Annotated in this window: 13 protein-coding genes; 11 read left to right on the forward strand and 2 right to left on the reverse strand. The window is 61.2% G+C overall.

Annotated features, from left to right (window positions below; genetic code table 11):
• Nucleotides 1-72 precede the first annotated feature (72 nt).
• The 3 genes from FY528_RS07850 (at nucleotide 73) to FY528_RS07860 (ending at nucleotide 2,575) form a co-directional block, all read left to right on the forward strand.
• Entirely contained in the window at nucleotides 73-726 is a 654-nt protein-coding gene (locus FY528_RS07850; RefSeq protein ID WP_149070442.1) for an HAD family hydrolase, read from the forward strand.
• Nucleotides 701-1,897 carry a site-2 protease family protein gene (locus tag FY528_RS07855; protein ID WP_149070443.1) on the forward strand — a complete coding sequence of 399 codons (1,197 nt, stop codon included), beginning with the start codon at nucleotides 701-703 and terminating at the stop codon, nucleotides 1,895-1,897. The genes FY528_RS07850 and FY528_RS07855 overlap by 26 nt, the downstream gene beginning before the upstream one ends.
• Nucleotides 1,898-1,972: 75 nt before the next feature.
• Nucleotides 1,973-2,575, forward strand: coding sequence for a hypothetical protein (locus FY528_RS07860; protein WP_168682832.1), 603 nt, complete (start codon nucleotides 1,973-1,975; stop codon nucleotides 2,573-2,575).
• Nucleotides 2,576-2,709: 134 nt separating this feature from the next.
• Here the strand turns inward: FY528_RS07860 and FY528_RS07865 are convergent, their stop codons facing one another.
• Nucleotides 2,710-3,894, reverse strand: coding sequence for a phosphoglycerate kinase (locus FY528_RS07865; RefSeq protein WP_149070445.1), 1,185 nt, complete (start codon nucleotides 3,892-3,894; stop codon nucleotides 2,710-2,712).
• Between the two features lie 176 nt (nucleotides 3,895-4,070).
• Here FY528_RS07865 and FY528_RS07870 point away from each other — a divergent pair, with 176 nt between their 5' ends.
• The 8 genes from FY528_RS07870 (at nucleotide 4,071) to FY528_RS07905 (ending at nucleotide 13,217) form a co-directional block, all read left to right on the forward strand.
• Entirely contained in the window at nucleotides 4,071-6,827 is a 2,757-nt protein-coding gene (locus FY528_RS07870; protein ID WP_149070446.1) for a D-alanine--D-alanine ligase family protein, read from the forward strand.
• Between the two features lie 134 nt (nucleotides 6,828-6,961).
• A complete protein-coding gene (locus tag FY528_RS07875) occupies nucleotides 6,962-7,747 on the forward strand; it encodes a PASTA domain-containing protein (RefSeq protein WP_149070447.1) in 786 nt (261 codons plus the stop codon).
• A 213-nt stretch (nucleotides 7,748-7,960) separates the two neighbouring features.
• Nucleotides 7,961-9,823, forward strand: a complete 1,863-nt coding sequence (locus FY528_RS07880) for a T9SS type A sorting domain-containing protein (protein WP_149070448.1) — start codon at nucleotides 7,961-7,963, stop codon at nucleotides 9,821-9,823.
• A 95-nt stretch (nucleotides 9,824-9,918) separates the two neighbouring features.
• A complete protein-coding gene (locus FY528_RS07885) occupies nucleotides 9,919-10,218 on the forward strand; it encodes a rhodanese-like domain-containing protein (protein WP_149070449.1) in 300 nt (99 codons plus the stop codon).
• Nucleotides 10,219-10,416: 198 nt separating this feature from the next.
• Nucleotides 10,417-10,869: a MarR family winged helix-turn-helix transcriptional regulator gene (locus FY528_RS07890; protein WP_149070450.1), complete on the forward strand. Its 453-nt coding sequence runs from the start codon at nucleotides 10,417-10,419 to the stop codon at nucleotides 10,867-10,869.
• 36 nt (nucleotides 10,870-10,905) lie between these two features.
• Entirely contained in the window at nucleotides 10,906-11,343 is a 438-nt protein-coding gene (locus FY528_RS07895) for an organic hydroperoxide resistance protein (RefSeq protein ID WP_197748849.1), read from the forward strand.
• A gap of 130 nt (nucleotides 11,344-11,473) precedes the next feature.
• Nucleotides 11,474-12,472: an NADP-dependent oxidoreductase gene (locus tag FY528_RS07900; RefSeq protein ID WP_149070451.1), complete on the forward strand. Its 999-nt coding sequence runs from the start codon at nucleotides 11,474-11,476 to the stop codon at nucleotides 12,470-12,472.
• Between the two features lie 64 nt (nucleotides 12,473-12,536).
• Nucleotides 12,537-13,217: a type 1 glutamine amidotransferase domain-containing protein gene (locus tag FY528_RS07905; protein ID WP_149070452.1), complete on the forward strand. Its 681-nt coding sequence runs from the start codon at nucleotides 12,537-12,539 to the stop codon at nucleotides 13,215-13,217.
• A 138-nt stretch (nucleotides 13,218-13,355) separates the two neighbouring features.
• On the opposite strand, the gene FY528_RS07910 is transcribed toward FY528_RS07905, so the two are convergent.
• Nucleotides 13,356-15,284 carry a RecQ family ATP-dependent DNA helicase gene (locus FY528_RS07910; protein WP_149070453.1) on the reverse strand — a complete coding sequence of 643 codons (1,929 nt, stop codon included), beginning with the start codon at nucleotides 15,282-15,284 and terminating at the stop codon, nucleotides 13,356-13,358.
• Nucleotides 15,285-15,361 lie beyond the last annotated feature (77 nt).

Genomic DNA, 15,361 nt, shown 5'->3' on the forward strand with positions numbered 1-15,361 from the left:
CCGCTGACGCTGGTCTGCATGCGCAACTCATCAGGCAATTAGCAAACCACCAATACGTTACCCCCTGCTTTCATGGCAAAGAAACCCCACCTGCTATTTGATTTCGGCGGCGTTATTATCAACATCGACTACCAGCGCACCCTCGATGCCATGGCCCGCCTGCACCAGCATGGCAGCACCATTGCCTTCACCCAGGCCGCGCAAAGTGAGCTGTTCGACCTGATGGAAACCGGCCGGCTTACGCCGGAGGCCTTTCGGGCCGGGCTGCGCACGCACTACGAACTGCAGGCCACTGATGAGGAGCTGGACGCTGCCTGGAATGCTATGCTCCTGGACGTGCCGGCTGAGCGACTGGCTTACATTGCCGAGCTACGCGCCCAGGGCCACGAAACGGCCCTGCTCTCGAACACCAACCAGATTCACATCGAGGAAATCAACCGGCGGCTGAAAACCCAGTACGGCCTGGAGCACGGCATTGCCGATTGTCTGGACCGCGTGTTTTACTCGCAGGAAGTGGGCCTGCGCAAGCCGGGGGAAGAAATATTCCGGCATGCCCTGCGCGAAATGAACTGGCGCGCCGACGAAACCCTTTTTATCGAAGACAGTTCTCAACACATTGAGACAGCCCGGCGGCTCGGCCTACGTACGTTGTTTCTGGCCCCGCCCCTCACCCTCACCGACGCCCTCCCCCCTGCCCTTCGTGCCTTCGACTCCCCTTCCGCCTGATTTTGATGCCCCCGCAGCCGAAAGTCCGGTTGCTTTCCGGCGCTACGAGCGACCCGCGCGGCCCCGGTGGCAGCGTTACCTGCTACACCTGGTTTTGTTTCTGGTCACCCTTGCTACCACTACTCTGGCCGGGGCCGAATGGATAACGGGCCGGTTTACTTTTGCTGAGCCGGGTTTCCAGGTTGCCGAGGTTGTGCAGGGGCTGTGGTTTTCGGTGCCCTTCCTGGGTGTGCTCACGGTGCATGAGTTTGGCCACTACTTCACGGCCCGCCACAACCGGATCCGCGCTTCGCTGCCCTACTACATTCCGTTTTTCACGGGCTTTTTCAATACGCTGGGCACGTTTGGCGCCGTCATCCGCATTAAGGACCGCATTTACTCGCGGCGGGAGTATTTCGATGTAGGGCTAGCGGGGCCGCTAGCGGGGTTTCTGGTAGCCATACCCGTGCTTATTTACGGCTTCACGCACCTGCCGCCGCTGGAGTATATCTTCACCATTCACCCGGAGTACCGCGTCTACGGTGCCGAATATGCCCGCTACGTGTACCAGCAGTCCGGCGAAACCATTACGCTGGCCAAGCCTCTATTGTATCAGGGCCTGGAATACCTGTTTGCTGACCCCGCGCGGCTACCGCATCCTAATGAGCTGATGCACTACCCCGTGCTGATGGCCGGGGCGCTGTCGTTGTTTTTCACGGCCCTGAACCTAGTACCCATAGGACAACTGGATGGCGGCCACATCCTGTACGGGCTGCTGGGGTTCCGGCGGGCCAACCGGCTGTCGGCGGCCCTGTTCATCGCCTTCATTTTCTACGCGGGCCTGGGCCTGTTTTCCCTGAGCACCAGTTCCAGCACCTGGTTGTACTGGGGCCTGCCCTATGGGCTTTACCTGTTTCTGGTGTTTCGGCGGGCCCTGCCTACTCCACGGCGGGGCGCCATGCTGGCCCTGGCGGTGTGGGCCGCCCAGATAGCCGTGGCCTCGGCCCTGCCCACCCTGCAGGGGCAGCCGGGCTGGCTGGCGTTTGGCTTGCTGCTGGGCACGGTAACGGGCATCTACCACCCCCCGGCGCCCAACGAACAGCCACTTAGTACCGCCCGCAAGGTGCTGGGCTGGCTGATGCTGCTTATTTTTGTGCTGTGCTTTACGCCTTCGCCGTTTAGCTTTACTTAATGGATCCGCTGGCCAGGGCGTTGCACCGGGCCGGCACGCACGATGACGTTTCTCCAATTTTCTCAAACGCACTTTTTGCGCGGAACCAGCCTGCTGGTTTTGCGGCAACACGGCTTATACATCAGCCAGCGGAAGCGGAACGGTGTAGCGTGGCTGGAAAGTGAAATTCCCTACGAAGAGCTGCTGCCGGTGTCGGTGGAGCACACGCAGCCCACCTGGTCTTTTTCCTGGGTTTGGGTACTGGTGTGGCTTGGGTACCACCTAGCCTCGGCGGCGCTGCACATGGCCGACGACCCGGAGGCCTGGGTAGCTATGCTGGCCTTTGGCTTGGTGGTGGGCAGTATCGTAGCCTTGCGCCGCTGGTATGGCGCTACCACTACCCTGTACACCAACCGCCTGCGCATCACCATGCCGCTGAGAGCCAGCCAGCGGGCCGCTTTCGAGGCTTTCACCGACGAGCTACGCCACCGCGCCCACGGCTACCTGCGCAGTGAATACGCCCAGGTGAATCCCTTGGGGCCGATTGAGTTGCAGCTGCACCGCCTCCACTGGCTGCACCACCTCAACGTGTTGTCGGAGCAAGAGCTGCGCACGCTCAGCACCCGCCTTACCGGCCGGCTTTCCCTGGACCCGCTCAAGCTCATGGGTCAGGACCTGGAAACGCCGTATCTGAATTAGAACTTAGAACCGAGAGCTTAGAGCATAGGATCAAGAACCGAGAGCCAAGAAAAGAGCGGGGCTTATCGTTCTGGCAACGCGCCAGCAAACGATAAGCCCCGCTCTTTTCTTGGCTCTCGGTTCTAAGTTCTAACCTAGCCCAGGGCCGTTACGCCGGGCAGCTCTTTGCCTTCCATGTACTCCAGCAGGGCGCCGCCGCCGGTGCTGATGTAGCTTACCTGCTCCGAGAAGCCCAGCTGGTTGACGGCCGCCGCGGAGTCGCCGCCGCCAATGAGGCTGAAGGCGCCCTGCTGGGTGGCATCGGCAATGGCCTGGGCCACCGATTCGGTGCCCTTGGCGAAGTTGCTCATTTCAAACACGCCCATGGGTCCGTTCCAGAGGATGGTTTTCGACTGGCGCACGATGTCGGAAAATGCCTGGATGGAATCCGGTCCGAGGTCGAGGCCCATCCAGCCGTCGGGAATCTGGCTGTTCGGCGTCACTTTGGTTTCGGCGTCGTTGGCAAATTTGTCGGCAATGAGACTGTCGGTGGGCAGCACCAGGTTCACGCCCTTGGCCTTGGCTTTCTCGATAAGCTCCAGGGCCAGGTCCATTTTGTCGGCTTCCAGCAGCGAGTTGCCGATGCTGCCGCCCTGGGCCTTGGCAAACGTGTAAGCCATGCCGCCGCCGATGAGCAGGTTGTCTACTTTGTCGAGCAGCTTCTCAATGATGAGGATTTTGTCGGAAATCTTGGCTCCGCCCATGATGGCGGTGAAAGGGCGCTCGGCTTCTTCCAGCACTTTTTTGGCATTGTCCAGCTCGCCCTGCAGCAGGTAGCCGCCCACGCGGTCCTCGGGGGCGAAGTTTTCGGCAATAACGGCCGTGGAGGCGTGCTTGCGGTGCGCGGCACCAAAGGCATCGTTCACGTACACGTCGCCAAGCTTGGCCAGCTTAGCCGCGAATTCAGCGTTGCCCTTTTCTTCTTCGGCGTAGAACCGCACGTTTTCCACCAGCAGAATCTGGCCGGGTTGCAGCGCCTGAGCCTGGGCTTCAGCGTCGAGTGCGTCGGTGGCAAACTGTACTTCCTGGCCGTATTCCTCACCCAGGCGGGCTACTAGGTGCTTAAGCGAGTACTTATCCTCGGGGCCACCTTTGGGCCGGCCCAGGTGCGAGAGCAGCACCACGGAGCCGCCATCCTGCAGAATTTTCTTGATCGTGGGCGTAGCGGCCCGGATGCGGGTATCGTCGGTAATGGCAAAGCTTTTGTCGAGCGGCACGTTGAAATCTACGCGCACCACGGCGCGCTTGCCGGCGAAGTTGTACTGATCGAGGGTTTTCATGGAACAGGAATTGGGTTTGGCTGGGGCGAAGATAGGTAATGAGGGGATGAGAGGATAAAGGAACGGATGAGGAAGGTAGAACGTCATTCCGAGCGGAGCGAGGAATCTCGCGTGCTTGTTTTCATCAGGCGGCTTATTCCCTCCTCACCTCTTGAAATACTACCTTTGCCCCTGATATGAAAATTGGCATCTTCTTCGGTGGCCCGTCGCGCGAGCGGGAAATCAGCTTCGCGGGCGGCCGCACCGTGTACGATAATCTGGATAAGTCCCTGTTTGAGGCCGTGCCCGTGTTTGTGGACAGCCGCGGCAACTTCATCCTGCTCAACTGGGAGTACATCTACAAAGGCACCATTCGCGACTTTTACCCGCCCGTGTCGGCGCTGCCGCCCGCGGTGCTGCCGGTGCAGATGTACTTCGAAAGCCTGGGCGAGCTGAGCCTGGACGAGCAGGACCGCATCATCGCGGAAGTAGGCCGCCGCGTGGAGCCCCGGGAGCTGGCCAGCCTGGTTGACTTCGCCTTCCTGGCTTTGCACGGCCCTGCCGGCGAGGATGGGGCTATCCAGGGGCTGCTGGAGTGGTACGGCATTCCGTACTCGGGCTCCGGCATTCTCCCTTCAGCCTTCGGCATTGATAAGACTGCCCAGAAAAAGCTACTCAAAGCCCTGAACCGCCCGACGCCCGATTTCCGCCTTGTTACGGCCGAAGAATGGGACGCCGCCGATGCCCAGGCAACGCTGGACTACCTGGTGCGCGAGCTAGGCCTGCCGCTGGTGTTTAAGGCCCCGCGCCAGGGCAGCAGCATCGGCATCAGCATTCTGCGCGAAGCCGACGTGACCAAATTTCAGGCTGCCGTAGAACGCAGCCTGTTCCGCAAAACCGTCACCCAAACGGAGTGGCATGGCCTGTCGGACACCCAGAAAATGGTGTGGCTGCAGCAGCTGGTTGACATCCGCGACGGTATCGGCCTGCCCGTGGTAGTTTCGGGTTTCGAGTCTCAAGTTTCAGGTTCGCACGACCAACCCGAAACCCAAAACCCGGAACCTGAAACGCAACTCATCTACCAGCCCGAGCAGTTGCTGAACGTGCTGAACGAGCGGCTGCAAACGGCCGAAGCCGTGCGCCTGACCAGCGTGGAGGGCGAAACCCAGGTGCTGGTAGAAAGCTTCGTGCAGGGCCGCGAGTTTTCGTGCATTGTGGTCGAAGATGCCAACGGTCAGCCGCTGGCGCTACCGCCTACGGAGATTGTGAAGGGCGAGGAAATGTTCGACTACCGCTCGAAATACCTGCCCGGCCTCTCCCGCAAAATCACGCCCATCGACTTGCCCGAAGCCGACATTCAGCGCATCCGGGAAGCCTGCGAGGAAATGTTCCGCACGTTCGGCTTTCAGGTGTACGCCCGCCTAGATGGGTTCATTGGCCCCAATGGCCAGCTGTTCCTGAACGACCCGAATACCACCTCGGGCATGCTGCCGGCCTCGTTCTTCTTCCATCAGGCCGCCGAAATCGGCCTCAACCCGTCGCAGTTCCTGACGTTCCTGATTCACACTTCCCTGGCGGCGCGGCGGCGCGGCGGGCTACGGCCCGTGAAGCTGGCTGGGTTGCTCACGCAGCTGGATGCCGCCGTGGCAGCCCGGGCTTCGGAGGAGCGCACCCGCACGAAGGTGGCCGTGATTATGGGTGGCTACTCCTCGGAGCGGCACATTTCGGTGGAAAGCGGCCGGAATATCTACGAAAAGCTCAGCTCCAGCATCAAGTACGAGCCGGTGCCGGTATTCCTGACCGGCAACAGCGAGGAATTCCGCCTCTACGTGCTGCCCATCAACGTGATGCTGAAGGACAACGCCGACGACATCCGCGAGAAAGTGGAGTACATGGAAGCGGGCCACGGCCTGCACCCCATTTTGGAGCGCATCCGCCGCGAGGCCCAGGGCATCACCAGCACCTACGCCGGGCAACCCACGGCCCAGCCCCGGCGCGTGTCGTTTGAGGAGCTGGCGGGCATGGTGGATGAGGTGTTTATTGCCCTGCACGGCCGCCCCGGCGAGGATGGCGCCCTGCAGCGGGAATTGGAGACATTTGGCTTGCCTTACAACGGCTCGGGCGTGGAAAGCTCCAGCATTACCATCAACAAGTTCGAAACCAACAAGCGCCTGCGAGAAGCGGGCCTGCGCGTGGCCGAGCACCGCATGGCCAACCGCCTGGAGTGGGAAGCCGATGCCGAAGGCTTCTACCGCAGCCTGGAGACGCAGTTTCCCTACCCCTTCATTGCCAAGCCCGCCGACGACGGCTGCTCCTCGGCCGTAAAGAAAATCAAGAACCGCGCGGAGCTGGAAGCCTTCACCCGCCTGATTTTCCGCAACCAGGAAGACCTGATGCCTGCCGAGGCTACCACGCTCAGCCTGGGCTTCAAGGAAGAGTTTCCGCAGAAAGATGCCTTCCTGGTAGAAACCCTCATCAGCCGCGACGGGGCCGCGCACTTCCTGGAAGTGACCGGGGGCCTGCTCACCCACTGGGACGAAAATGGCCAGCTGCAGATTGAGGTCTTTGAGGCATCGGAAGCCCTGGCCACCGGCGAGGTGCTGAGCCTGGAGGAGAAGTTCCTGGCCGGCGAAGGCCAGAATATTACCCCGGCCCGCTATGCCGCCGACCTCACGGAGCGCCAGCGCGTGTCGGAAGAGGTGAAGAAGGAACTGCGCCGGGTGGCCGAAATCCTGAATATTCAGGGCTACGCCCGCATTGATGCCTTTGTGCGGGTGCGCCAGAACGGGGCCGTGGAGGTACTCATCATCGAGGTAAACTCTTTGCCCGGCATGACGCCCGCCACCTGCATCTTCCACCAGACGGCTTTGGCCGGCTACACGCCCTACGAGTTCATCGACCGGATTCTGGAGTTTGGCAAGCAGCGAGTTGAGAAATCAGCCCTCAAATCATAAAGCGCCGGCTCGTCCCGATATCCTCGTAATTGGCTTTTCCCCTAGCTTAGCCCAGGACTTTTCCCTTCTCGCTAGCTTTGCTTCTCCGTTCTGAACTCTCAGATCTAAGCTCTATCCTCTAAGTTCTCCACCAAATGTCTTTTTTTAAATCGGATACGCCCCTGGATGTGGTGAAGCACCTGGCCGCCATTGCGGCGCTGGTAGCCGTGCTGGTGCTGGGCTTTTTCTACGTATACCTGCCCTTCACCACCAACCACGGCGAAACGATTGTGGTCCCCAAAATCACGGGCATGAACCAGGAAGCCCTGGAGGACTACCTCGACGAGCGGAACCTAGCCTACTTCGTGGACGACAGCAGCTACGACGCCTCGGTGCGGCCCGGCACGGTGCTCACGCAGGAGCCCCGCCCCGGCGACCGGGTAAAGCAGGGCCGCAAAATCTACATTGCGGTGGCCATGAAAAACCCACCCGTCATCAAAATGCCCAAGCTCACGGATGGCTCGGTGAAAAACGCCCAGATGATTCTGAAAAGCTACGACCTGACCGTGGGGCAAATTCAGTTGGTGCCGGACCTTGCTCAGAATGCCGTGCTTAAGCAACTGGTTAATGGCAAGGAAATAGCCCCTGGCGCCCCCATTGCCAAAGGCACCAAGGTAGATTTGGTGGTAGGCGACGGGCAAGGCAACCAGGAGTTTCCAGTACCCAACGTCGTGAATATGCCCGCCGATGAAGCCGCTACACTACTGGCCGGTCAGGGCCTGCTGGTAGGAGCCACATTCTACCAAGCTCCCGAAGAAGGCCAGACCGAAGGCACCGTTGTGCGGCAACGGCCGGTATCGGCACCGGGTGCTACCATCCGCACGGGTCAGTTGGTGGACTTGTGGGTGGCTGGTGAGGCGCCCATTAAGGAAGTCCCGTAAGAGTAAGAAACCTCCCGAAAAAAGCCCGCGGCCGCACTGGTTGCGGGCTTTTTTCGTTGAAGCAGCTGTCAGGCCAGAATGATTTGCCGGTTGGACGGTTGATGGTTGCTTACACCGCCTTGCAGCCAGTGCCAGGAGCAGGGAAGCTGCTTGGTCATCCGCATCCGTTTAGCTATTAAAGAAGACAACTATTCAACCAGTAACTTGCCCACGATGAAGCGTATTCTTACTTTTTTCGGTATTCTGCTCGGGTTGATGCTGGCCACGGTGGGCGCGTGGGCGCAGCAGGTCAGCCCCCTGGCGGCCGACCCCAGCCGCGTAGCGCCGCCTAAGCACCAAGCCGCGCTGGCCCGCAAGGCGGCCCTTTCCCTGCCCTTTTTCGATGATTTTGCCCAGCAGCCCGAGGGCGTACCCAACCCCGAGCACTGGGAACCCGCAGGGGGCACCTTCGTCAGCAACCGGTTTGCAGTAGCGCCCCCTTCCCGGAATGCCGCCACGTTTGACGGGCTCCGGGCCAACGGGCAGTCGTACGGCAGCTCCTCTTTCTACGGCGACACCGACACGCTCACTTCCCTCCCCATCGATTTAAGCGGGCTGAACACCGGTTCCGGGGTATTCCTGAGCTTTTTCTGGCAGGCGGGCAGTATTGTGGGGGCGCCTTCGGCCGCCAGCTCCTCGCGCACGGTAGCCCTGCGCCTCGAGTTTCTGAATGATGCCGGCACCTGGCAAACCATCTGGACCCAGCGCAGCACCGGCCAGCGCACTGATTTTGCCCAGGAGCTTTTTCCGGTAAACGAAAGCCGCTACCTGCACGCGGGTTTCCGGTTCCGCCTTCACAGTCAGGGCAACCTGGCCTTCACCCGCGACTCCTGGAGCATCGACTACGTGAAGCTGGACCGCAACCGCTCGGCCTCGGACCTCACATTTCTGGATTTTGCGACCAGTGCCCCACTCACGTCCCTGCTGAAGCGCTACGCCAGCATGCCCGCCGTGCAGCTGGCCGCCGCCCCCAACCCCGCCGAGGAGCTTAACGACCAGACGTACACTACCATCAACAGCTTTTCCATCGGGCAGGAGCCCACGCCTATTGAGTGGGCGGGCACGGTCAAGGCCCTGCCCAGCGGTGCCGAGCTGACGTACCTGGTGGGCAACCGCTCCATTGATGCCAACTCCCGGCAGTTGCCTATTACCGGGGACCTGCGAACCGTGGCTAACCAGCTCCTGACTGGCACGCCGCAGCGCATCCGGCACCGCATTATCCTTGATGCCAAGGAAACTAACCCGCTCACGCTGCCCAACGACACCATCTCGCGCGTGACCGAGCTGGCTGACTACTATGCCTACGACGACGGCACCGCCGAAGCCAGCGTGAACCTACCGGCTTTGTCGGGGGGCTCCCCCTCCTACTTTGCTTACCGCATTGATCTGAACCGGCCCGACCAGGTGAAAGGCGTGCTGCTCTACCCTGAGCTGCCGAGCAGCGCGGGGCGCACAATTACGGTGGCCATCTGGGAGCTGGATGCTACGGGCAAGCCCAAGGAACAAGCCAAGGCCTCGGCTACCTTCACCATTCCGGCCACCGCAGGCCCCACTGGCTTTGTAGAAGCAAGCTTTGCCAGTCCGGTACCCGTCAGCGGCTCGTTCCTGGTGGGCTACGGCCAGCCATCCACGGGCCAGTTTATCCGGTTTGGGCTCGACCTGAACAGCCCCGTGCCCACCGACTACCTGTATTACCAGGCCCGGGGCGCCTGGACCACCACCAGCACAACCCCGGCCGGTGCCCCCATGATGCGCCCCGTGATGACAGGCACGGTAACTGCCAGCCAGCCGGCCGAATTGGCGGGGGCACTTTCCCTGTATCCAAATCCCAGTTCGGGTGTGGTGCGGGTGCAGGGGCGCTACACCCGGGCTACGGTGCTCGACGCCCTGGGGCGGACGGTATGGCAGCAGCCAGCCGCTGAAGCCGGTCAGCCCGAGCTGCGCCTGCCCGCTTCCGTACCCGCTGGCGTTTACTTGGTGCAGCTGGAGCTACCCGGGGGCGGGCGGACCAGCCGCCGCTTGGTAGTGGCCCGCTAACGGCCTGCGCATTTATCTGCTGAAATACCCAACTTTGCTTTATCAACGGCCGGACCCGGCCCGCCTTTTTTCCTCATCCTCACCTTGCCCACCTTATGGCTGATATTACCCCTACTGAACTAAAGCAGCGCCAGGCCAACGGCGAAAGTCCCATCATCATCGACGTGCGCGAAACCTGGGAAAACGAGGAAGTACGCATTGATGGCAGCCGCAACATTCCACTGGGCGAGCTGCCGGGTAAGCTCGACGAGCTGGACGAACTCAAAGACCAGGAAATCATTGTGCACTGCAAAGGCGGCAGCCGCTCCGCTTCCGCCAAAGCTTTCCTGACGCAGCAAGGCTTCAGCAACGTGCGCAACCTGCTGGGAGGAATGCAGGCGTATCAGCAGGCCTGAGCTCCTGCACGGCTTTAGCTTGCCATTTCGGGCGGGACTCAGCACAGGCTGGGTCCCGCTGCCTTTGTAGGCTAAACGAACTTTGAACATTCTGACAAAAATTTACTTTCTCATTCCCAATTGCTTACTCATTCTATAAAATTTTGATTGCCCACAATTAAACATTGTACAATCAATTACGTTAATCCAGTACAAACCATGGACTCACACCTTTCTCCCACCGATAAAGCCGAATTGCTTAAGCTGGAAAACCAGCTGTGTTTTCCCCTGTATGCCGTTTCCCGAATGCTGACGAAGGCCTACCAGCCTTTCCTGCAGGAGCTTGACCTCACCTACCCGCAATACCTGGTGTTGCTGCTGCTCTGGGAACACCGGGAGCTGACGGTGAAGGAGCTGGGTGACAAGCTGCTGCTGGATTCCGGGACGCTCACGCCCCTGCTCAAGCGCATGGAGCAAAAGCAGTGGGTAAGCCGCCGCCGGGCCCCCCACGACGAGCGGTCCGTTATTATCAGCATTCTGCCCGCCGGCGACACGCTGCAGCAGCGGGCCTGCCAGATTCCGGAACAGTTGCTGGAGCGCATGCAACTGTCGATACCCGAGTTTGAGGCCCTACGCCTCCAATTGAACACCTTACTTACCCGGCTGACTTAGCACAGCCATTTTCACTTTTCTTTTTTAACGCTGCTCATGAAAATCGAGAAAATCTTCACTGCTCAGGCAAAAGCCAAAGGCGGCCGCGACGGCCAGGTTACCAGCGACGACAATGTGCTGAACATTGCTCTCAGCACGCCCAAAGCTATGGGTGGCCCCGGCAAGACTGGCGCCACCAACCCCGAGCAGCTGTTTGCCGCAGGCTACGCCGCCTGCTTTGAAGGCGCCCTTGGCGTGGCCGCACGCCAGGCCGGCGTGCGCCTGAACGACGTGACGGTGGAGGCCTTCATCGGGTTTGGCCAGGCTGAAGACGGTGGCTACGGCATCTCGGCCGACTTGCACGTGAACATTCCCGGCGTAGAGCAGGCTCAGGCCCAGCAGCTGGTGGAGGCCGCCCACGGCATTTGCCCCTACTCCCGCGCCACGCGCGGCAACATTGAAGTAACCCTCAACGCCACGAACAACCCCGCGTAAAAGCTGGCACCTTCCGCAAGGACTGAGTACGGATCCGCTGGCCTGCGCTGTCGGAATCCGTATTCAGTCCTTGTTTTTTCCAGCCTACGGCCTTCCTCACACACGGCAGGGTCGTTTTTTCTACATGCCGATGAAAACCAACACCCTGGTACTGGCCAGCCGCCCCCACGGGGAGCCGACGGCCGCCCACTTCCGCTTTGAGGAACAGGAGTTGCCCGCGCTGCAGCCCGGTACCGTGCTGCTCAAAACGCGCTACGTGTCCGTTGATCCGTACATGCGCGGCCGCATGAGCAGCGCCAAATCGTACGTGGCGCCCTTTGCGGTGAACGAGCCCCTGAGTGGCGGCGTGGTAGCCGAAGTGGTAGAATCGCAGAGTACTACCCTACCGGTGGGCAGTTTGGTGGTGGGCAACCTGCCCTGGCAGGAGTACTGCGTGGCCCCAGAAAAAAGCGTCAGCCTGATTCCGGCCGGAAGCCAGGCCCCGGCCAGCTACTACCTGGGCTTACTGGGCATGCCCGGCCTCACGGCTTACTTTGGGCTGCTCGACATCTGCCAGCCCAAGCCCGGCGAAACCGTGGTGGTTTCGGGGGCAGCGGGGGCCGTGGGCATGGTGGTGGGCCAGCTGGCCAAGCTCCAGGGCGCGCGGGTGATTGGCACGGCTGGTTCCGATGAGAAAGTAGCCCGCCTGCTGCAGCTAGGCTTTGATGAGGCCTTCAACTACAAAACCGCGGACGTAGCCGCGTCCCTGGCGGCCGCCGCCCCCAACGGCGTCGACTGCTACTTCGACAACGTGGGCGGCGCTATTACTGACGCCGTCTACAACCTGCTCAATAAGCACGCGCGCATTGCGCTGTGCGGCCAGATTTCGCTGTACAATAGCACCACTGAGCCGGTAGGGCCCCGCCCCGAAGCCAAACTTCTCAAAACCAGCGCCCGCCTGCAGGGCTTTATCGTGAGCGACTACCTGCCGCGCTGGCCCGAAGGTGTGCGCCAGCTGACGGAATGGTACAACCAAGGCAAGCTGCAGTTCGACGAAACCGTCGTCGAAGGCTTTGAGAATATTCCGGCCGCTTTCCTGGGCTTGTTTGCGGGCGAGAATACCGGCAAAGCCGTGGTGAAAGTCGCTTAACGTTCTTCCCCGGGCGCTTCTCGGTTGTCCCGGGTTTCTACCCCACCTTTTTTACCCCATTCCCATGAACATTCTGATGGTGTTGACTTCGCACGACCAGCTCGGCGAGACAGGTCACAAAACCGGCTTCTGGCTGGAAGAATTTGCAGCGCCGTACTATGTATTCCGGGATGCTGGTGCCACGCTCACGCTGGCCTCGCCCAAGGGCGGGCAGCCGCCCCTCGACCCGAAAAGCGACGACCCCAGCGCCCAGACCGACGCCACCAAGCGCTTCAAAGCCGACTCCGCCGCCCAGCAGGCCCTGGCCAGCACCGTGCCCCTGCACACCATTTCGGCCGCCGACTACGATGCCGTTTTCTACCCCGGCGGGCACGGCCCCCTCTGGGATCTGGCCGAAGATAAAAAGTCGATTGAGCTGATCGAATCGTTTTACACCGCTGGTAAGCCCGTAGCGGCCGTGTGCCACGCCCCTGGCGTGCTGCGCCACGTGAAAGACGCTAGCGGAGAGCCGCTGGTGAAAGGCAAGCATGTGGCAGGCTTCACCAACACCGAGGAGGAAGCCGTGCAACTGACCAACGTGGTGCCCTTTCTGGTAGAGAATATGCTCAAGCAGAACGGCGGCCACTACTCCAAAGGCCCCGACTGGGCTCCGTACGTTGTGAAAGCCGATAACCTGATTACCGGGCAGAACCCCGCTTCATCGGAGCCGGCCGCCGAAGAGCTGCTTAAGCTGCTGCAGAAGTAGCTTCGAGCATGCTCATAGCCCAGCCGCCCCGGTTGCCCCTGTTTCGGGCGCAACCGGGGCGGCTATTTTGGGACATACTATAAAAGCCGGCTACACCTCACCAACCTGACCAAGCGTTTTCCGGGCCTACGCACCCGGTTAGACTAGCAGCCGCCCGTCGGGGGCGTAGCGCAGCTCGCCCAGGTCTACTAGTTCCCGCAGCAGTTCGGTAACGGCTGTAGCCTGGCCGGGCAGAAACTGCGTAAGTATTTCGCGCGGGGTTTGGGGCACCGCATTCAGCAAGGCCAGCACCTGTTCGCGCAAAGCCGGCACGGGCGTAGGCGCTTGCGCAGCCTTCTTTTTGGCTAAACAAAAGTCGCAGACTCCGCAAGCCGGGGCACTTAGCTCGCCGAAGTACTCTAGCAGCAGCTGCTGGCGGCAGCGCCCCCCGGCGCCATAGCGTACCACCGCTTCGGTTTTGTGCAGGGCCAGCTCCCGGGCCTGGTGCAGGCGCTTTTGTTCCAGGGGAAGCTTGTCGGCATCGAAGCGGGGGGTCGTGAACAGGGCCTGCGGCGACTCGTGACGGGGCTGAAACTGAATAACGCCCGAGCGGTGCAGAAACAGCAGCATCTTGCGCAGCTCCACTACGCTCAGGCGCAGGTGCTGGGCCAGGCTGTTTTCCGAAATCCGCTGGAAGCCCGCAAACAGCTCCCCGCCGTGAAACCGCAGCAGACTTTTGATGAGCTGGTCGTGCTGGGCGTTGGCGACCTGAAATCGGTACAGGTCGGTGTGGTCGATGGGGATGTGCACGCGGGCCGGGTTATTGACGGCCTCATTCACCTGCACAAAGCCTTCCCGCTCCAGCAGGCGCAGGCTGTTATGGGCATCCAGGGCTTTGATGCGGTAGGTTTCGGCAAACTGCTGCAGGTCGAAGTCGAAGGCCACCAGCTCCCCGCCCCCCACGGCCGTGCGGGAAAAATTAGCCAGGGCCTGATACACCCGGCGTACTACTGCCAGCTCCGGAAAAGCCTGCCGGGTGCGGCGGCGGAGCTCATCAGCATCGTTAGGCCCTTGCAGCAGCACGGCAAAGGCGTACTTCTCGTCGCGGCCGGCGCGGCCGGCTTCCTGGTAGTAGGCTTCCAGGTTGTCGGGGGCATCCAGGTGCACTACCAGCCGCACGTCCGGCTTGTCGATGCCCATACCAAAGGCGTTGGTGGCTACGATGCAGCGTATTTTGTTTTGCATCCAGTCTTGCTGAATGCGGGTGCGCTGCTCGGCGGGCAGGCCGGCGTGGTAAGCCGCGGCCTGCACCTGGTGCTGCTGCAGGTAAGCGGCGGCATCTTCGGTCTGGCGGCGGGTGCGGGCGTATACGATGCTGGTTTTGTCGGGCCCCACCCCGCGCACTACTTCCAGCAGTCGTTTGAGCTTGTCCTCGGTACTCAGGACGGAATACGAAAGGTTGGGTCGGGCAAAGCTTTGCTGAAACACCCGGTGCGTAGTGCCAAACCGCAGCTTCTCCACAATATCCTGGCGCACCTGCTCGGTAGCGGTAGCTGTGAGGGCGATGCACGGCACGCCGGGCAGCAGCTCCCGCAGCTCGGCAATGCGGAGGTATGGGGGTCGGAAGTCGTAGCCCCACTGCGAGAGGCAGTGCGCCTCATCCACGGCCAGCAGGCTGACTTTCATCTTGGCCACGCGGGCCCGGAAAATATCCGTCAAAAGGCGCTCCGGCGACACATACAGGAATTTCACCGGGCCATACACGCAGTTGTCCAGGGTCTGGTCGATTTCCTGGTGGCTCATGCCGGCGTACACGGCCTCGGCCTTTACGCCGCGCTTGCGCAGGTTGTCTACCTGATCTTTCATCAGGGCAATGAGCGGCGACACGACCAGGCACAGCCCGGGGCGGGCCAGGGCCGGCACCTGAAAGCAGATGCTCTTGCCCCCACCGGTGGGCAGCAAAGCCAGCACATCCTGCCCCGCCAGCACCGCCCGGATGATATCCTCCTGCAAGGGCCGGAAAGCCGTGTGCCCCCACGTCTGGCGCAGTACGTGCTCGATATCGTCGGTTGCCGGCAGGGAAGACATGAGGCAAAGGTACTAGCTGGGGGCACCCAATACCCAGGCAGCGGCGCACAAAAAAGCCCGGCTCCTAATGGAACCGG

It is taken from the genome of Hymenobacter lutimineralis (genome assembly GCF_008271285.1).
In the GTDB taxonomy this organism is placed as follows: domain Bacteria; phylum Bacteroidota; class Bacteroidia; order Cytophagales; family Hymenobacteraceae; genus Hymenobacter; species Hymenobacter lutimineralis.